This is a genomic window from Neisseria sp. P0001.S007 (assembly GCF_051963655.1).
In the GTDB taxonomy this organism is placed as follows: Bacteria; Pseudomonadota; Gammaproteobacteria; order Burkholderiales; family Neisseriaceae; genus Neisseria; species Neisseria subflava_A.
Genome location: NZ_JBQCUB010000003.1, coordinates 136,822 through 155,265, shown reverse-complemented (window position 1 = coordinate 155,265; position 18,444 = coordinate 136,822). Strand labels below are relative to the sequence as shown.

Below are 18,444 nucleotides of genomic sequence, written 5' to 3'. Positions count from 1 at the left end.
GCATTTTCAGCCTGAGGCCGTCTGAAACTTTATGGGCTTTACGATGAAGATTCCTTTTCTTGCGCCACGGGATTATCGTTTCCCCGACCTGTCTTACGCATTAGATGAATGCGACGGCTTGGTCGGCGTCAGTGGCGATTTGGATACGGGGCGGCTGTTGTCGGCGTATGGGCAGGGGATTTTTCCGTGGTTTAGTCGCGACGGTTGGTTTTTCTGGTATGCGGTTGCGCCGCGAGCCGTGATTGTGCCGGGAAGCCTGCATATCGGCCGTTCGCTCGCCAAAACTTTGCGTCACAAGCCGTATCGGGTAACGGTCAACCGCTGTTTTGAAAAAGTAATTGCCCATTGCGCCAATGTGCCGCGTCCGGAACAGGACGGAACATGGATAGAACCTGCGTTTCAGACGGCCTATTTGAAGCTGCACCATCAGGGGCATGCGCATTCGTTTGAATGCTGGCTGCCGGATGAACAAGGCGAAATGCAGTTGGCAGGCGGGTTTTACGGCGTGCAAATCGGCTGCGTGTTTTATGGCGAGTCGATGTTTGCCTTGCGTCCCGATGCGTCCAAGATTGCGTTTGCCCGCGCCGTACCGTTTTTGGCGGATTTGGGCGTTGCGCTGATAGACTGTCAGCAGGATACCGAACATATGCGCCGTTTCGGTTCGCAGTTGATGGATTTTGCCGACTTTCAGACGGTCTTGAAGGATTTGAATACGAAACCGTTAAAGCGGAATATCGAATGCGGCGTGGTGGCTGAAAATCTTCTGCAAAAGATTGGCGGCGAAGATTGATTTATCGGCACGGCGTGTCGGCAGAATAGACAGTCTGAATATCGTGGCTGGAAAATTAGTTAGAAAATAAATGCGATTCCATTCACTCGAACAGGCCGTCTGAAAATCTTGGTTTAACCGAAATCCTGCCGTGTAATGCTCGGCGCTCATCATGTTAATAGCTGACGAAATCGCTTTTACATGGCAAAATAACGAGTTAAATATTTGTAATAGGGCGGCCTGAAGAGGTTTCAGACGGCCCTGATCTCTTGAAGGAATCAACATGTCTTTGCAAAACATCATTGAAACGGCTTTTGAAAACCGTGCCGAAATCAATCCGAATACCGTTACCCCGGAAGTGCGTGAAGCGGTTTTGGAAACCATCCGCCAACTTGACTCCGGCAAACTGCGCGTTGCCGAGCGTTTGGGTGTGGGTGAATGGAAAGTCAACGAATGGGCGAAAAAAGCCGTATTGCTGTCTTTCCGCATTCAGGACAATGAAATCCTCAACGACGGCGTGAACAAATACTTCGACAAAGTGCCGACTAAATTTGCCGATTGGTCTGAAGACGAATTCCGCAGCGCAGGTTTCCGCGCAGTTCCGGGTGCCGTTGCCCGCCGCGGCAGCTTTGTGGCGAAAAATGTCGTGTTGATGCCTTCTTATGTCAACATCGGCGCATACGTTGACGAAGGAGCGATGGTCGATACTTGGGCGACTGTCGGCTCTTGCGCGCAAATCGGTAAAAACGTGCACTTGAGCGGCGGCGTCGGCATCGGCGGCGTACTCGAGCCTCTGCAAGCCAGTCCGACCATTATTGAAGACAACTGCTTCATCGGTGCGCGTTCTGAAATCGTTGAGGGCGTGATTGTCGAAGAAGGCAGCGTGATTTCCATGGGCGTGTTCATCGGTCAATCCACTAAAATCTTTGACCGTACTACCGGCGAAATCTATCAAGGCCGCGTACCGGCTGGCTCTGTTGTCGTATCCGGCAGCATGCCTTCCAAAGACGGTAGCCACAGCCTCTACTGCGCGGTTATCGTTAAACGCGTGGACGCGCAAACCCGTGCGAAAACCAGCGTGAACGAATTGTTGCGCGGTATCTAATCGGATAACGATAACGCCGACTGAGGGTGGTATGCTCACTCTATGGTTAGTTTTGAACAAAAAAACAGGCAGAATGTTCTGCCTGTTTTTTTATGGCTTAAAGGCCGTCTGAAACGATTTCAGACGGCCTTTTGTTTTTGATGATGGGTTCTTTAAGAGTAATCGAAGGGAGAGGGGTCCCTTGCCTGAAATTACGCTTTCGGCCAGTCGGCGCAATAGTATTGCCAATAGACTTCGATAAAAGGAATTTCGCCGTAATCGCACAACCACGGTTTGGCGCGTGTGGTGTAGTGGATAACGGGCGGAACAGTGTCAGGTTTGGGGAATACTTCGCCGAGATTTCGTTTTTGGAAATATTGGACTGCGCCTGTTTGGAAATTCCAAGATTCTTCTAGTTGCAGCCAGTTTTTTTGAAATACGGTGTTTAGAAAGCATTGGTCGCCGTAGGGAACGGATTTGTCAATGGTGGTAGCAGTTTGCAGCAGTTGCGCCGCGATATTGTGTTCCCGCCATTGCGCCAGGTCGACCAACAACATACCGGAATTGAAATAGGGCGTAGTGTGCAGGCCGGTCGGATGGTTCCAATCGGTACGGGCGAGATAGGAATCTTGTACGGCGGCGACGGGATAGTCGCGCATATCGAGGTTGAACAAATCGTGTAGGGATTGGGTAACCACCATATCGCTGTCGAGATACAGGGCGCGGTCGACAGGCAGATGTTGCATCATCAGACGGAAAAATGCGGCATCCGAAATATGGGGTAGGCGGCGATATTGGCTGAAGTCCATCTCGATTTTGACATCATTCAGACGGCTGCCGCTGGCTGCGAGCTTTTGGTTGGTATAGTCGATCCATTCCCGCCTGAAGGTATTGTGCATGAGGTAGAAATTGACATTTTTGTTGTGGGTACAGACGGACTTCATCAGTGTATGAACCTGCTCGGCATAGCCGGTATCGGCGGCAAGGACGATGGTGATGTTGCTCATTGGTTAAATTCCCTTTATTTGCAATGCCTTAAATTTTATCAGTCATTTTCTTGGGCTTGTGCGGTCGGTAAGGCGGCGTGGTCTTCGTTTTCTGACATGGCTTTTTCTAATAAATCGCGTTGCAGTTGCTTACCGGCTTTGATGCCCAATTTGCGCAGTTTTTCGGTGCTGCTGATGAGGTTGCCCCTGCCGGAAACCAAGCGGCCATAGGCCGTCTGAAACTGGGATTGAGCCTGACCGAGCGCTTTATTGATGCCGTCCATGCTTTCGACAAAGCCGACAAATTTGTCATAAAGTTTGCTGCCTGCCTCGGCAATCGCCAGCGCGTTTTGGTTTTGTTGCTCATTGCGCCAGATGTTGGCAACGGTGCGCAGGGTGGCGAGCAGGGTGCTGGGGCCGGTCAGCATGATGCGTTTGTCGAAACACTCTTGGAAGAGGTTTGGATCGTGTTGCAGGGCGAGGAGGTAGGCCGGTTCGACAGGGACGAACATAAAGACGAAGTCCAACGTTTTGACACCCTCAAGGTCGGTGTAATCCTTCGCTGCCAAGCTTTTGATGTGGGCGCGGATACTGGCGACGTGGTTGGCAAGCTCGCGCTCTGCTTCTGCGCCGGTGCTTTGCGTATAGCGGACGTAGGCGGTCAGCGATACTTTGGAGTCGATGACGATTTGTTTGTTGTCGGGCAGATTGATGAGGACATCGGGCTGGAGGCGGCGTTGGGTGCCGTCTGCTTCGTGGCGGACGCTGGAAGCTTGGACAATGTATTCTCGACCTTTTTGCAGGCCGGAATTTTCCAATACGCTTTCCAAAATCATTTCTCCCCAGTTGCCTTGGGTTTTGTTTTGCGTGCCGGTCAGCGCGGTGGTCAGCGCTTTAGCATCGTGGTGGAGCTGAGTGTTGAGGGTTTGCAGGCGTTTGAGCTCGTTTTCGATGGTCAGGCGTTCTTTGGCTTCTTTTTCATAAGTCTGCTGAACCAGCTCGCTGAAGCCGTGTATGCGTTCGTTGAGCGGATTGAGCAGTTGCTGAAGGTGGTCGTGGTTTTGCTCGGTAAAGCGGCGGCTTTTCTCTTCTAAAATAGTGTTGGCGAGGTTTTGGAACTGGTCGCTTAGGTTTTTACGCGCATCTGCCAATAGAGCTAATTTTTCTTCGGCAGCCTGACGGTCTTTTTCCGATTGGGTGTTGAGGCGCTCATTTTGGACTTGAAGCGCGTGATTTTGCTCCAAAAGGGCGGCGTATTCTTGTTTCAGACGGCCTTTTTCAGCTTCCTGTTGCTGTAAAAGGCTGTTTTTGTCGTCGATATTGGCTTTTTCTTGCGTCAATTGTGTGGAGAGGCGTTCGTTTTGGACTTGCAGCGCATGGTTTTGCTCTAACAGCGTGTCGTAGCCTTGTTTCAGACGGCCTTTTTCCGCTTCCTGTTGTTGCAAAAGCGTATTTTTATCCGCGCTCAAGGCCTGTTCTTGAGCCAGTTGCGTGTTTAGGCGTTCATTGTTGATTTGCAGGTTTTGCGCGCTTTGCTGCCATTTTGCACATTCGTGTTTTAAAGCTTCGGCTTCGGCCTCGCAATCTTGCAGATAGGCAATCTGTTTTTCGGCTGCGGCAAAGCGGTTGCCTGTCTCCTGCAATTCGTCTTGCAATTCCTGCACGGTATGGCGGCTTTGCGCCAAGTCCGCCGCAGTTTGAGCCTGCACCTGTTCGGCAAACTCATGTAGGCGGCGACTTTCGGCCAATTCTTGCAAAACAATAAAGTGTCGGCTTTGGGCTTGGTAGCGTGTTATCAGCCAAGCAAACAGCGCGCCGATAAAAAATGCGGCCGCGCCGGTCAGGATTAGGGTGTTGTTCATGCTGGAAATAGTCAATACGCAGAATGTTTCACTATATCATATATTTGCAGCGCATTTTATGGTCGGATATGCGCTAGAAACGTGTGTTTTCTTTAAAAGAAGCTATCAAAGGTATTGGTTTTGACTAATTGAACATTTAGGTTGTGAAAAAGATAAATTTATAACATTTTGAATTTAAAAACATATTTAATTTAGAGTGCGATTTTACAACAAAAAAGGAGGGATTTTATGGGGAAAATGAAACACGTTTGTAGTGCGTATGTAATCAAGACATCGGTGTCATTGAAGAAGACATCGGTGTCATTTTCAAAACAAAATATAAATTAACTAAAATCTTCATTATGTATATTTTTAGTATTTTATCTTTACGGAAAAGTTGTATTAATTAACGATTAACACGGTATGATTCGTCCTGTCGGTAGCGCAGATGCCGGCAAAAAATGTGTATGTTGTTAAATAACATTTTGTATCTATGAAAAAGGACTACTTAAAATGGGACATTTAATAACGCTTGCCGCCGCTTCTTTAATCGGTATGTCCGGAATATCGGCTTCTGCCATCGGCATCTCCCGTAATATCGAAACGGTAGTACACAAATAATTCAATCATAAACGAATTAATTACAATACCTCAGAAAACGCAACTTAGGCCGTTTTTCGGCCGACAGACAAGAAAGTGATACAAACAATGAAAACTTTAATCAAACTGGCAGCTGCCTCTTTAATCGGTATGTCCGGCCTGACCGTAGGTGCAACCAATATCGCCCACAATATGGCTGATGCCGATAAATAAAAAATACACAACACACCCTTAAATACACAGAAAAGAGTTAAAATGAAAACATTAATCAAATTGGCCGCAGCTTCTTTGATCGGCATGTCCGGTTTGACAGTTGGTGCAACCAAAATCGCAAAAAATATGGCAGAAGCTGCCAATAAATAAACGCAAGTGAAATTAAGCTTGTTTTGGTGATAAAAAAGGCCGTCTGAACATTCAGACGGCCTTTGTATTTGATGGCAAACTGTTTTATTTGCCGATACAGAAGCGCGAGAAAATCACGCCCAGTAAATCGTCGGCGGTAAATTCGCCGGTGATTTCGCTGCACGCGTTTTGGGCTAGGCGCAGGTGTTCGGCGAAAAGCTCGATTTGGTTGTTGTTGCAGAGGGCGGCGTTTTCCAGCTCGGTTTCGGCTTCGTGCAAGGCGTTGAGATGGCGACTGCGGGCGAGGAACAGGCTTTCGCTTTCGCCCTGCCAGCCGACTTCCTGCAACAGCGCGTATTTGAGCAAGTTGAGACCCGCGCCGGTTTTGGCGGACAGGTTGATAACGCTTTCCGCACCGGTTTGCGCGAGGCCGTCTGAACGGATGGCGACAGGTTCGCCGGTCAGGTCGGCTTTATTGTGGATTTCGATTTTTTTCAAACTTTCGGGCAGGCTGTTTAAAATCGCTTGGGTTTTGGCGTTCACGCCTTCGCGCGGGTCAATCAGAATCAGTGCGACATCGGCTTCGGAGACGGCTTTGCGGCTGCGCTCGATGCCGATTTGTTCGACCACGTCGTCGGTTTCGCGCAGGCCGGCGGTGTCGATGATATGGACGGGCACGCCGTCGAGGGTGATTTGTTCACGCACGGTGTCGCGGGTAGTGCCGGCGATGTCGGTTACGATGGCGATGTCGTCGCCCGCCAAGGCGTTGAGCAGGCTGGATTTGCCGACGTTGGGCGCGCCGACGAGGACGACGTTCATGCCTTCGCGCAAAATCGCGCCTTGTTCCGCACTGGCAAGCACGGTTTTCAGACGGCCTTGCAGCGCTTGGAGCTTGCCGCGCGCGTCGGCGGCTTCGAGAAAGTCGATGTCTTCTTCGGGGAAGTCCAGCGTGGCTTCGACCAGCATCCTCAGGGTAATAAGGTCGTCCACCAGCTCGTGTATATGTTGGGAAAACGCGCCTTTGAGCGAACGCAACGCCATGCGTGCGGCGGACTTGCTGGAGGCGTCGATGAGGTCGGCGACGCTTTCGGCTTGGGCAAGGTCGAGTTTGTTGTTGAGGAAGGCGCGTTTGGTAAATTCGCCCGGCTCCGCCATGCGTGCGCCCAGTTCGAGGCAGCGCGAAAGCAGCATATCCATTACCACAGGGCCGCCGTGTCCCTGCAATTCAATCACGTCTTCGCCGGTAAAGCTGGCGGGGGCGGCGAAGTAGAGCAGAATGCCGTTGTCTAGCGGCTGTCCGTCGCCGCCGAGAAAGTCGGTGTAAAGCGCGGTACGCGGTTTGGGCGTTTTGCCACCGCTGAGGGTTTGCGCCAAAGGCAACAGGTTTTTGCCGGAAAGGCGGATAACGCCGACTCCACCGCGTCCGGGTGCGGTGGCGATGGCGGCGATGGTGGGTTGGGTTACGGACATGGTTGGCTCGTATCTGGAATTTAATAGACGGTATTATATAGTGATTTCACGATGATGCAGGCCGTCTGAAAACCTTGATTTCGGTTTCAGACGGCCTTTGACTTTGATGGAATTAAAATGATGAACCTTCCTGCTTCAGAAATTCTGCTTCTTCTTCCGTGGTTTTACGCCCCAATACGGCGTTACGGTGCGGATAGCGTCCGAAGTGGTCGATGATGACTTTGTGTTTGATTTCAAAGGCCAATGCGTTTTCATTGGTATAGCGTTCAAACAGCGGTACGGCTTGTTCATGGATAACTTGGCTTTCGCTGTGCATCAACGGCATCAGCATGAAATGGCGTTCATGCGGAAGGAGGTCGGCGAAGCCGGGTTGGCGAACGGCTTCTTGGGCAAGAATGAGTGCAGCAGTATCTTGGGCAAACGCTTGAGGGCTGTCGCGGAACAGATTGCGCGAGAATTGGTCAAGAATAATGATTTCGGCGAGCCTGCCTTGCAGAGTATCGCGCCAGTGTGAAAGTTCGCCGCGAGCTGCCTGCTGCCAGATATCGAAAAATTGAGCGCGAATTTGGGCATCGAATCCATTGTTGAGGGCAAATTGGAAAGGGTGGTTTTCTTCGGTAAACCAGAAATCTAAGACAGTTTGAGGTGTCATGAGAATTCCTTGAAATAGAGTACAGGGAAAATTGAGGCCGTCTGAAAAATTAGAGAGATGCTTTCAGATCATCTTAACCATCAGCGCTTGCGTGAGAAAAGATCGGTAGCGGAGCGGATTGTTGCTCACAATATGCAATTTATGATCTACATCTTTTCAGGATGGGCTCCTTACTACTCTGGTACAGTTCCTTCACTTTGTTCAAAATATTTTTGTAATTTTGATATAAATTGCCGACAGATTTTATTCGTATGTGGAGACAACGACAATATTTTGCACTTGGAAAACTTTGCTTGCGTTGCCGACATAAGCTGTTGCACCAATCACTGCGATTTTCATGTGTGACTTCTTGTTGAGATTCGATTGATGAGATGAGCGCATGCAAAGGCCGTCTGAAACGCTTGATAATCCCTGATTTACTGTTATTATTGTGAAGTTGAACTAAATAATTATTTCCAAATGCAAGACATCAAACCCCTGCTTGTTTTCGCTGCCGTCCTTGAACACGGCAGCATGAACGCCGCTGCTGCCGCGCTGGGCATGACCCCGTCTGCTGTCAGCCAGCACATCAATCGCCTCGAAACCCTGCACGGCATTAAGCTGTTAAACCGCAGCACGCGCAGTCTTGCGCCTACTGATGCCGGCCGCGCCTTGGGCGAATACTGCCGCCGTCTAGCCGCCACGCTTGCCGATACGCGTACTGTTATCGACAATCTGAAAACCGAACCCGTCGGCGAATTGCGGATTTCCCTGACTTCCTGCGTCATCGGCTCCCGCGCTTTTCAGACGGCCTTTTCGCGATTGCAAACCGAGTTTCCCAAAATCCGTCCTGTCCTTAATTTCAGCGATACTTTGGACGACCTGCAACGCAATCAGACCGACATCGCCATACGCGGCGGTGACCGCGCTTTGGACGATCCCAATTTGGTTGCGCGCCATCTCGTGACGTGGCCGTACATAATTTGCGCCGCGCCGGATTATCTCGACCGGCATCCGCCCATTACCCATCCCTCTCAGCTTCATGCACACCGCTGGCTGCATTTTTTACCTGTCCGCACGACCTTGCAACATGGCGGCGAAAGCTATTTCCTCGACGTTGCCGACAGCATTGCCTGTACGCATCTTGCCGCCGTGTGCCATCTGACCGAAAGCGGTTTCGGTTTGTCTTTACAAGTGGGCGGAGAAGTGAGGGAGAAAATTGCACAAGGCCGTCTGAAAGCGGTTTTGCCTGAATGGACATTACCACCAGTCAGCCTTTATTTGGTAACGCCTTATCGTGTGCAGTCTGCCAAAGCCGAGGTTGCCGTGCGCATTTTTACCAAGAGTTTTGCCAAGGAAGGGGATTTATGAACGCGGAAAATTGGAGCGTTTACCTGATTTTGTGCGAAAACGGCGCGTTTTATTGCGGCATCAGCAACCGTCCGCAAGAGCGATTTGCAACGCATTTGTCAGGAAAAGGCGCGAAATACACGCGTTTGAACAAGCCTGTTGAGATGCGCATTGTTTCAGACGGCCTGAGCAAAAGTGAAGCGCTGAAACGGGAAATCGGGATTAAGAAATTGACGGCAGAGCAGAAGCGGGGATTGTGGGCTGAAGCTGAAACAATGATAAAAGACTAATGGAGGCAATGGATTAAATTATAGTCGGGATATGAATAACCACATAAATAGGTAAGCCTGCTGGTGTCTTTTGGCATGGCCAAGCAGCAAATGTTTATTAACATGATTCAAAAAGGCCGTCTGAAATCTGATTGGGGTTCAGACGGCTTTTTTAGGATAAGAAGCGGTTTAATGCTTATGGTATTATCTGGAAAGTTTGTAAAAAGTTGAATTTAAAAAGAAACTTTACAAAATTAAGAGGATAACTGTTTGAACAATAAAATGAAAATTATTACGCTAAATGACAAATGGGCGTAAATTTCTATCTGAGTAGAGGTGTGGTGTCAATATGTTTTTCCTGTTTTTGTGACAAAATCTGATTTATGCCAATATTTATTATAGTGTAGGTCGAAGGTATTAGTTTCTATGCTAAAATTTTTAAGCTGTTTATATAAAACAGTGATTTAAACTAAAACTAAGGAAAGACAGAACATGAACAAATTACTGATTGCCGTAATGATGATGGCTGGTTTGACAGCTTGTTCCCAAGAGGCTAAACAGGAGACTCAAGAGGCTGCTCAAGCCGTTGCATCTGAAGTTAAAAACGAAGTTGCTTCTGCTGCTGATACTGCTGCGTCTGCCGCTCAAGAGGCTGCCGATAAAGCCGAAGTCGCTGCCAGCAAAGCAGAGGAAGCCGCTAAACCTGAAGAAGCTGCCAAGCCTGCTGAATCCGCCAAAGTGGACGGCAAAGCTGTTTTTGAAGCGAACTGTAAAGCATGTCACGGCGGCTTGATTCCCGGCGCTCCTGCCGTAGGTAAAAAAGAAGACTGGGCGCCTCGCATCAAACAAGGCCAAGACACTCTGCACAAACACGCAATCGAAGGCTTCCAAGCCATGCCAGCCAAAGGCGGCAACGGCAGCCTGAGCGACGATGAAGTGAAAGCCGCAGTTGATTACATGGCCAACGAATCCGGCGCTAAATTCTAAATCGTACCGATTGAAACGCACCTTGCTACAAGGTGCGTTTTTTATGGGTGGGCGGATAAAAGTTGAAATAGTGCCGATAAACAGGCAAAGGCCGTCTGAAACATTTTATTTTGAAGCACAATCGGCTAAAATCAGGCGAATTATTTTATGCAGGAGCAAACCATGAGCAATCAACACGACAACGTAGATGCCGGCGAAATCGCCAAGTTCAGCCAAATCGCCGACAAATGGTGGGATAAAAACGGTGAATTCAAGCCCCTGCATGACATCAACCCCTTGCGCCTCGACTATATCGATGGCTATGCCGGATTGGCAGGCAAACGTGTGTTGGATGTAGGCTGCGGCGGCGGTATTTTGTCGGAAAGCATGGCCAAACGCGGCGCAGAACACGTTACCGGCATCGATATGGCGGAAAAATCCCTGCAAACTGCCGCTGCCCATGCGGCCGCTCAACACGTTGCCAATATCGATTACCGCTGCATCCGCGTCGAAGACCTCGCCGCCGAAGAGCCGCACAGCTTCGATGTGGTAACGTGTATGGAAATGATGGAACATGTTCCCGATCCGTCCGCCATTGTTCAAACCTGCGCGAAACTGGTCAAACCCGACGGCATGGTGTTTTTCTCCACCATCAACCGCAATCCCAAATCTTATCTGCATCTGATTGTCGGTGCGGAATATCTGTTGAAATTCGTCCCCAAAGGCACGCACGACTGGAAAAAATTCATCACGCCGGCAGAACTCGCGCGTATGTGCCGCCAAGCCGGATTGGATACCGTCGGCAGCAAGGGCATGACCTACAACTTGTTGAGCGGCCGTTATTCCCTGTGCGACTCGACCGAAGTCAACTATATGGTGGCCTGCCGTCCGGCGTAAGGTTACACAGATAAAGCACACGGGCTTGCCCGATATTTGAAACGGTATGTCGAAAGCAGCTCGATACAAATATCGGTAAGGTAAATCAGGTCGTCTGAAAAGAAAAAAGGCATGTTTGATACATGCCTTTTTTGTATGTGCAGAGAGGTTGTCGCCCTTATTCCGTCCAAGACGAATACGGATGTTTGCTCAAATACGCATTGGTGAATTTACCGTCTGCCGTGATTTCCTTGCCCAACCAAGACGGTTTGGGGAACTCGGTATCTTCAGACGGCAATTCGATTTCCGCCACAATCAAGGGCGCATTGTCGCCAAAATATTCGTCGATTTCATACACAAAGCCTTCAAATTCGACCCGATAGCGGTATTTTTCCATTTTAAACGGGCACATGTCCGCCATCATCGCCTGCGCGTGAGCCAGCGGAATTTCGTATTCAAACTCGCTGCGCGTCATGTCGGAAATATAGCCTTTCAGGGTCAGCCAGGCTTGCGAACCGATAATCCGCACGCGGATGGTGCGCTCTTTTTCCACGCTCAGATAGCCCTGTTGCAACACCAGCGGCTCGCTTGCCGCTTCACGCCAACTGTCATCCGCCAGCAAAAAGCGGCGTTCGATTTCGACCGTCATGAATTCTTTCCTTTTTACCAAACAGGCCGTCTGAAGATCAAAACGGCTTGAAAACCACCATATAAAGCGCGGCCATCATCATCAATACGGGGAGTTCGTTGAATACCCGATACCAGCGGTGCGAATACACATTGCTGCCGTTTTGAAAACGGCGCAGCAGCAGGCCGCAATAAAGCTGGTAAGCCAAGAGCAGCAAGCCGCACAATAATTTAACCGCCAGCCAGCCGTTGCCCCACCAATTGTTTACAAACCCGATGGCCGCGCCAAATATCAGCGTTCCCCAGCCCAAAGGCGACATAAAGCGGTACAGCCTGCGCGACATATCCGTCAGTCGTACATATTCCACGCTGCCAGGCTCTAATTGCGCCAGATTCACATAAATCCGCGGCAGATAAAACAGTCCGGCAAACCAAGAAATTACAAAAAACACATGCAGCAGCTTAAACCACAAATACATTTCAGACGGCCTCAAAACCTAAAACCATTATTTTATCCGCAATGCGGCCCAAGCCGAAACAAAATAGTCAAAACAATCCGATTTAGTGCGCCGCAACAATGTGTTGCAGGCATGATTTTACTCAAAAGCCAAATTGTAAATTTCGCAACAATATGCAAGTTGATATATGCACGATGCAAAAAACTTGTTAGAATCATATGCTATTTAATTATAAAAACATTATGGACGGAAAACATGAAACAATTCGAAATCAGCAACAGCGTCAGGAAAGCGCTTTGCGACTACCTGAATACGCACAATCTAAACCTCAAAGCCGCCATGGACAATGAAACAACCAATGGCGAAGTCGCGGCCATCGTTCACGCAGGATTGCCGGCGATGATTCGGAAAATCTATTCTTTGGAAAAAATGAAAACCTTTTTCTGGACGAAAAAAGATTTGATGATGGAATTTATCAATATGCGCTTGGATGCCGGTGATAAAAAGGGCAAAAACTAATTTTAGCGTTGAGCTGGGGGAGATAGGGGTTTGAAATGTGGGCTTCTGTTTTTCTCGATGTCTTGTTAGGGATAGGGCTTACTTATTGTTCCTAATAAATTTTGACAACAGGCCGTCTGAAATTCAAATGATAGGGCATGGGGAACATGCCCTGTTTTTATGGGCGGCTTGTCCGCATTGGGAAAATATTGAGCTTGGAAATCATTGCGGCGTTCTGCGCTGGGTGGTTTTATCGGCTGAATATTTTTATATTTGTCTTGCTGAAAATATTGAATTAATTATAAAAAGGCCGTCTGAAACATTTCAGACGGCCTTTAGCGTTGAATCAGCAATTAAAACGGCGGATTTTCAAATCAAGCTGCGTTGTCGAAACCGCTGTGGCGGAGCAGGGCATCCAAGCTTGGTTCGCGGCCGCGGAAGGCTTTGAAGGATTCTGCTGCGCTGCGCGAACCGCCGACGGCCAGTATTTCTTTCCAGAAGCGGCGGCCGGTTTCGGCAACGTCGTCGCTTTCTTCAAAAGCGGCGTAAGCGTCTGCACTCAAAACTTCCGCCCATGCGTAGCTGTAATAGCCTGCGGAGTAGCCGCCGGCGAAGATGTGGCTGAAGCTCAAGGCAAAGCGGTTGTATGCCGGCGGTTGGGTTACAGCGACTTCTTGACGCACTTTGTCCAAGATTTGCGGCCATTCTTTCAGACGGCCTTCATCTTCCTGATGGTAGATTTCCATGTCGAAGAGGGCAAATTCCATTTGACGGACGAGGAACATACCGCGTTGGAAGTTTTTGGCGGCGTGCATTTTGTCGAACAGTTCTTTCGGCAATACCGCGCCGGTTTCTTCGTGCGAGGACATTTGCGCCAATACGTCGTATTCCCAAACGAAGTTTTCCATGAATTGGCTAGGCAGCTCGACCGCGTCCCATTCGACGCCGTTGATGCCGGATACGCCCACTTCGTCAACTTGGGTCAACAAGTGGTGCAGGCCGTGGCCGGTTTCGTGGAAGAGGGTGATGATTTCGTCGTGGCTCAAACGCGCCTCTTTGTCGCCGACCGGCGGGGTGAAGTTGCAGACGAGGTAGGCGGTCGGCAGTTGCAGCGTACCGTCGGCGAAACGGCGGCGGCTTTTGTAGCCGTCCATCCATGCGCCGCCGCGTTTGCCTTCGCGTGCGTACAAGTCCATGTAAACGCCGCCGATGGTTTGGCCGTCTTGTTTCAGCTCGAAATAGCGCACGTCTTTGTGCCAAACGGGGACGGTTTTTTCAGCCAGCTCGATGCCGTAGAGTTTTTTGATTTGGGCAAACAGGCCTGCCAATACTTTGCTGATAGGGAAGTATTTTTTCACTTCGGTTTCGCTGAAGGCGTATTTGGCTTGACGCAGTTTTTCAGCGGCGTAGCTCAAATCCCAAGATTGCGGATCTTCGATATTCAGGTTTTCTCGCGCAAAGGCTTTGATTTCGGCAAAGTCTTTTTCGGCAAACGGTTTGGCGCGGCGGGCTAGGTCGTGCAGGAAATTCAGAACCTGTTCGGGCGTATCCGCCATTTTGGTTGCCAGCGACAGCTCGGCGTAGTTTTTGAAGCCGAGCAGTTTGGCGGTTTTCAGCGCGTTTGCGAGGGTTTGTTCGACGTTGGCCGTGTTGTCGAATTTGCCTTCGTCAGACAATTCGCTGGCACGGGTAACGTAGGCGCGGTAGATTTGTTCGCGCAGTTCGCGGTTGTCAGCGTATTGGATAACGGCGAGGTAGTGCGGAATCTGCAGGCCGATTTTGTAGCCTGTTTTACCTTCGCTTTGCGCGGCAGCGGCAAACATGGCGAGTGAGTCTTCGGGGATGCCGGCAAGCGGCGCGGCATCGTCAAAGTAAATGCCGAAAGCATCGGTCGCGTCTTGGATGTTTTGTGCGAATTTGGCACCCAGTTGCGCGCCTTCGGTTTGCAGTTGAGCCAGTTCTGCCTGCTGTTCGGGCGGTAATTCGGCACCGCTGAGGACGAAGTCGCGCAAGTCGTGGTTGAGCTTGGTTTGCTGAGCCGGGGAGAGGGTGTCGAATTCGGCAGAATTTTTGATGATTTTGAAGCGGTTGTACAACTCGATGTCTTGACCGATTTCGGTGAAGAAAATGGTGATTTCAGGCATCAATTCGTTGTATACGGCACGCAGCTCGGGCGTATCGACCACGGAGTTGAGATGGGAAACCACGCTCCAAATGCGGCCGACACGTTCGGTAATGTCGGTCAGTTTTTCTACGGTATTTGCCCAGTCGGTGTGCGTTTGCGCTTTGATGGCGGCGATTTGTTCGCGCGCTTCGGCAATGGCGGTTTGCAGGGCGGGTTTGATATCTTCGGTTTTGATTTGGTCGAAACGGGGTTCTTCGCCCAAGTGGAGCAGGACGTTGTCGCTCATATGGTTTCTCCTGAATAAGATGGATTCAGACGGCCTTGTGGCCGTCTGAAAAGAAAACGATAGGCGTTATATGGTGGCAGACAGGCAGAATTAAAGTGTTCCGTCTGTCTATCAGCCAATTTTATTCTGCGCCGCGCGGATTGGCGTGTAATGGCGCAGCCAGCTCGAGGCGCATCGGTGTGCCTTTCGGAGCAAATACGGCATTGGCAACATTGGTTTGCAGGGATTCGGCAAACGAGCCGCGATATACTTTTGCGCCTTGGTGGGTCAGGTTGGATTGTACATCGACGTACACTTCGCCGCCGATTTGACGCCAGAGGTGGCAGAAGGTGTAATCTTCGGACAGGTAGCGTTTGCTTTTCGGATCAACCATGCAGTCGAAGAAGCGGTAGTGTAGGCCTTTGTCTTCTCTGTTGTAGTCACTGTCGGAGATGTAGTTCAACTCGGGGTAGGCTGCCATCATTTTTTCAAATACGCTGCGCTTGATAACCATAAAGCCGGTTGGCGCGTCATGGACTTTCATAAAACCGTCTTCATCGACTTTCAGTACGATTTCACCGTTTTCATTTTTTTCGCTGGTGTTGATGGTATAAGAAGTGTACATGCGCTCGAAGTCGGCTTGAGTCGTGCCGGCCGGAACACCTTCTTCAGGCCAGTTGTCGCGTTTGAGCGGGTAAATGCCTGCCACAACGTCTTTGTCGGCCAAAAGCAGACGGTAGAATGAATCGGGAGAGAAGCCGATGTCGGAGTCAATCCAAAATAAATGCGTCCATTCTTTGTTTTCTAAGAATGTGGCCACGCAGTTGTTGCGCGCGCGCGTAATCAGGCTCTCGCCGCGCTGCATCATCACTTGAAGCGGCAGGCCGTGTGAGGCGTTGGTGTGGACGATGTTCAGAAGTGAGAGGGTGTAGTTGTGGAAATATTTGCCGTCATGGCTGGGGGTCATGATTACAGGGTACATTTCGGCAAGGGCTGATTCTGGCAACATGAGTTTTCCTTATTGTTGATTGTGAATTTGGGTATTGTAAGTGATTTGATAGTATATATAAACTGGGCTATTTTAATTTATTGATTAATTGGCATTGCGTGCGCAAGAATTCGTCCAAAACCGCCTGTTGGATTTCCAAGCGTTTGGCTACGGGCGAGGCGAAGCGCACGATGATGTTGTACACCTTGTCATCATGTGGCACGCGGGATACACGCGGCTGGGCGGCGGGCGTGATAAACAACTTTTGGGTTTGCACGTTTTCCAAATGCTGCTTGATGGCAGGGACATAAGGCTCGCACAAGGGCTCAAGAACGTCTTTCAGACGGCCTATGATTTCGTCCGAATCCAAATGAATCGGCACGGGGATTTCCACCGTATGAATCACATAATCGCCCAAAATATTGTCGCGGCGCACGGTGTGGCTCAGAAGCAGGCTGTTGGGAAACGAGAGCGTTTTGCCGGAAAGTTGACCGATCAATGGATTAGGGCCGATTTGCATCATCAGCGTGTTCAGCATATTGATATCGACCACCCGTCCGCGCAGGCCGTTGATTTCGATGTAGTCGCCGATGGAATATTGTTTAGTCACCGAGCGCAGGATGCTGCCGGACAAACACATAATCAATTCTTTGGTTGCCACCACAATCGCCGCGGCCACTGCAAACATCGACAAGGCTAAAGTTTGAATCTGCGCCGCCCAAATCATCGCCAGCCCGAACAAGAGCAGTAGCATGGTGATGTTGCGACTGACCACCAGCGAACGGCGTTTATTTTCGATACTCAAATCCGGATGGCTGCGAAAATGCGCCGAGAGCAAGATGCTGCGCCCGGCAATGACGGCCACAATCATCAATACCGACATCAATGCCGATTTGATGATTTCTTCACTGACAGGCAAAGCGTTCAGCCATTCCTGTATGGTGTTCCACATAATCCTGTTTCCTTTTCCTTCTTAGGCCGTCTGAAAATCCACGCGTTCAAAAATTTCTGCTGCACACGCTTCCGATACCGCAAACAAAGTTGCCACACTGCCTAAAGCCCGTTGTGCTGCCACGCTCAAATCATCACGGCATACTTCGCCCAGCCACTCAACAGGCCGCACCAGCGACATTTTCTCATCGTCCCATTGCGGACAATGTACTGCGCCGCCTGTAATCCTGCCGATCCGATAACGGCGCAGGGCAGGCGAGTAGGTCAGTACGGCATCTCCATCGGCCAACTCGTTGGCAAACCGCCACATCTGAGCCACACCCGATTGCGCTGTTCTCAATTTCACATCCGGCACGGCCGAACGGTAAATATCCGTCAGTTTCTCACGGCCAAAACCCTTGGCCGCCGCTTCGGCCAGCATGGGCCAGGCCAACGCCGCCACACCGCGTTCAAAAAATACATCATAAAGCGCACCTTGCGTGCTGCGAACCATATAAAGTTTGGCTTGTTTTCCCATTACAGTACCTGTTTGTTTGAAGGATTCATCCCTTTGTTTCCATGTTACCTGTTACGGCTGAAAAATTCGATATTTTACATTGCCGGAAGGGTTTGAAGTTCTCGCTGAAAATAAATGAATTATAGATGAAAGGCCGTCTGAAAAATAAAATAGGCTTATATATCAACAGATGATATATCGTAACAATATATTAATAACTGTAAAATTTTTTACGTTTGCATCAAAAAAAGATAAGATAAAAAATCAATCGCGAAAGATTGCTATTTACTGAACATTAGGAGAGAAAAATGACCTGTAAAACCCACGAACATCATGACCACGTTCACGGCGCAAACTGCGGCCACACTGCCATCAAACACGAAGGCCACGTCGATTATCTGCACGACGGCCACCTGCACCATGAGCACAACGGCCACTACGACGAGCATTCCCTGAGCGTCAATGAAACCAACCCTGATGGCTGCCATCCGGTTGACACCTGCCACGGCCACGTTCACGGCGAAGGTTGTGGCCACGAAGCCGTACCGCACGGCGATCACGTCGACTACATCGTCAACGGCCGTCTGCATCACCAACACGGCGACCACTGCGACGACCATGGCCCGGTTGAAATCGTTAAATAAAACTGTTTTTCAGACGGCCTTTGATATGGGGCTTCTATAGAAAAAGGGGGTGTATTTTCACCACCTTTTTTTGTGGGCTATCTTTTCCTATTAGCCAAAGTCTCTTGCAATAAACTTTTCAGATAATCTCTCTATACAATAAGGTCGTCTGAAAGCCTCAATCCGTATTTGATTTATGTTTTTAAAGCGCTTTTTAAATTAAAGGCCG

18 protein-coding genes are annotated in these 18,444 nt (G+C 49.7%); 8 read left to right on the top strand and 10 right to left on the bottom strand.

Features of this window, described 5'->3' with window-relative positions:
* The first annotated feature begins 43 nt into the window (after positions 1-43).
* Together aat and dapD are read left to right on the top strand one after the other, a co-directional pair.
* Positions 44-790: a leucyl/phenylalanyl-tRNA--protein transferase gene (aat, locus tag ACTHRE_RS04840; RefSeq protein ID WP_293206389.1), complete on the top strand. Its 747-nt coding sequence runs from the start codon at positions 44-46 to the stop codon at positions 788-790.
* A 262-nt stretch (positions 791-1,052) separates the two neighbouring features.
* Positions 1,053-1,874, top strand: a complete 822-nt coding sequence (gene dapD / locus ACTHRE_RS04835) for a 2,3,4,5-tetrahydropyridine-2,6-dicarboxylate N-succinyltransferase (protein WP_003684212.1) — start codon at positions 1,053-1,055, stop codon at positions 1,872-1,874.
* A gap of 191 nt (positions 1,875-2,065) precedes the next feature.
* Here dapD and ACTHRE_RS04830 read toward each other — a convergent pair whose 3' ends face one another.
* The 4 genes from ACTHRE_RS04830 to ACTHRE_RS04815 all read right to left on the bottom strand — a co-directional run bounded on the left by ACTHRE_RS04830 (position 2,066) and on the right by ACTHRE_RS04815 (position 7,744).
* Positions 2,066-2,860: a glycosyltransferase family 8 protein gene (locus tag ACTHRE_RS04830; RefSeq protein ID WP_377073695.1), complete on the bottom strand. Its 795-nt coding sequence runs from the start codon at positions 2,858-2,860 to the stop codon at positions 2,066-2,068.
* Positions 2,861-2,898: 38 nt separating this feature from the next.
* Entirely contained in the window at positions 2,899-4,701 is a 1,803-nt protein-coding gene (gene rmuC, locus ACTHRE_RS04825; RefSeq protein WP_377073694.1) for a DNA recombination protein RmuC, read from the bottom strand.
* A 1,026-nt stretch (positions 4,702-5,727) separates the two neighbouring features.
* Complete coding sequence (gene mnmE / locus ACTHRE_RS04820; RefSeq protein ID WP_377073693.1) at positions 5,728-7,092, bottom strand: tRNA uridine-5-carboxymethylaminomethyl(34) synthesis GTPase MnmE; 1,365 nt, start codon at positions 7,090-7,092, stop codon at positions 5,728-5,730.
* Positions 7,093-7,204: 112 nt separating this feature from the next.
* Entirely contained in the window at positions 7,205-7,744 is a 540-nt protein-coding gene (locus ACTHRE_RS04815; protein ID WP_377073692.1) for a DUF924 family protein, read from the bottom strand.
* A gap of 459 nt (positions 7,745-8,203) precedes the next feature.
* On the opposite strand from ACTHRE_RS04815, the gene ACTHRE_RS04810 reads away from it, so the two are divergent.
* From ACTHRE_RS04810 to ubiG, 4 genes are all read left to right on the top strand, one after another.
* Positions 8,204-9,094, top strand: a complete 891-nt coding sequence (locus ACTHRE_RS04810; RefSeq protein ID WP_440344857.1) for a LysR family transcriptional regulator — start codon at positions 8,204-8,206, stop codon at positions 9,092-9,094.
* Positions 9,091-9,363 carry a GIY-YIG nuclease family protein gene (locus ACTHRE_RS04805; protein ID WP_107697139.1) on the top strand — a complete coding sequence of 91 codons (273 nt, stop codon included), beginning with the start codon at positions 9,091-9,093 and terminating at the stop codon, positions 9,361-9,363. Before ACTHRE_RS04810 ends, ACTHRE_RS04805 begins: the two co-directional genes overlap by 4 nt.
* Before the next feature lie 471 nt (positions 9,364-9,834).
* On the top strand, positions 9,835-10,329 hold the full coding sequence (locus ACTHRE_RS04800; RefSeq protein WP_440344858.1) for a c-type cytochrome: 495 nt from the start codon (positions 9,835-9,837) through the stop codon (positions 10,327-10,329).
* 162 nt (positions 10,330-10,491) lie between these two features.
* Positions 10,492-11,205 carry a bifunctional 2-polyprenyl-6-hydroxyphenol methylase/3-demethylubiquinol 3-O-methyltransferase UbiG gene (gene ubiG, locus ACTHRE_RS04795; protein WP_440344859.1) on the top strand — a complete coding sequence of 238 codons (714 nt, stop codon included), beginning with the start codon at positions 10,492-10,494 and terminating at the stop codon, positions 11,203-11,205.
* Positions 11,206-11,362: 157 nt separating this feature from the next.
* Here the strand turns inward: ubiG and ACTHRE_RS04790 are convergent, their stop codons facing one another.
* Positions 11,363-11,833, bottom strand: coding sequence for a CYTH domain-containing protein (locus ACTHRE_RS04790; RefSeq protein WP_003681591.1), 471 nt, complete (start codon positions 11,831-11,833; stop codon positions 11,363-11,365).
* A gap of 37 nt (positions 11,834-11,870) precedes the next feature.
* Positions 11,871-12,290, bottom strand: coding sequence for a CopD family protein (locus ACTHRE_RS04785; RefSeq protein WP_440344860.1), 420 nt, complete (start codon positions 12,288-12,290; stop codon positions 11,871-11,873).
* A gap of 234 nt (positions 12,291-12,524) precedes the next feature.
* Here ACTHRE_RS04785 and ACTHRE_RS04780 point away from each other — a divergent pair, with 234 nt between their 5' ends.
* Positions 12,525-12,788, top strand: a complete 264-nt coding sequence (locus ACTHRE_RS04780; protein ID WP_070645374.1) for a hypothetical protein — start codon at positions 12,525-12,527, stop codon at positions 12,786-12,788.
* Positions 12,789-13,141: 353 nt separating this feature from the next.
* Here the strand turns inward: ACTHRE_RS04780 and ACTHRE_RS04775 are convergent, their stop codons facing one another.
* The 4 genes from ACTHRE_RS04775 to ACTHRE_RS04760 form a co-directional block, all read right to left on the bottom strand.
* Entirely contained in the window at positions 13,142-15,178 is a 2,037-nt protein-coding gene (locus ACTHRE_RS04775) for a M3 family metallopeptidase (protein ID WP_070645372.1), read from the bottom strand.
* 121 nt (positions 15,179-15,299) lie between these two features.
* Positions 15,300-16,166, bottom strand: a complete 867-nt coding sequence (locus tag ACTHRE_RS04770; protein ID WP_440344861.1) for a hypothetical protein — start codon at positions 16,164-16,166, stop codon at positions 15,300-15,302.
* A 67-nt stretch (positions 16,167-16,233) separates the two neighbouring features.
* The gene (locus ACTHRE_RS04765) at positions 16,234-17,097 is read right to left on the bottom strand and encodes a mechanosensitive ion channel family protein (RefSeq protein WP_070645366.1); all 864 of its coding nucleotides are present in this window, start codon (positions 17,095-17,097) and stop codon (positions 16,234-16,236) included.
* Positions 17,098-17,118: 21 nt separating this feature from the next.
* Positions 17,119-17,613 carry a restriction endonuclease gene (locus ACTHRE_RS04760; RefSeq protein ID WP_440344862.1) on the bottom strand — a complete coding sequence of 165 codons (495 nt, stop codon included), beginning with the start codon at positions 17,611-17,613 and terminating at the stop codon, positions 17,119-17,121.
* A 287-nt stretch (positions 17,614-17,900) separates the two neighbouring features.
* Between ACTHRE_RS04760 and ACTHRE_RS04755 the strand changes: the two genes are divergently transcribed.
* Positions 17,901-18,236, top strand: a complete 336-nt coding sequence (locus ACTHRE_RS04755) for a hypothetical protein (RefSeq protein ID WP_107810431.1) — start codon at positions 17,901-17,903, stop codon at positions 18,234-18,236.
* The last annotated feature ends 208 nt before the right edge of the window (positions 18,237-18,444 follow it).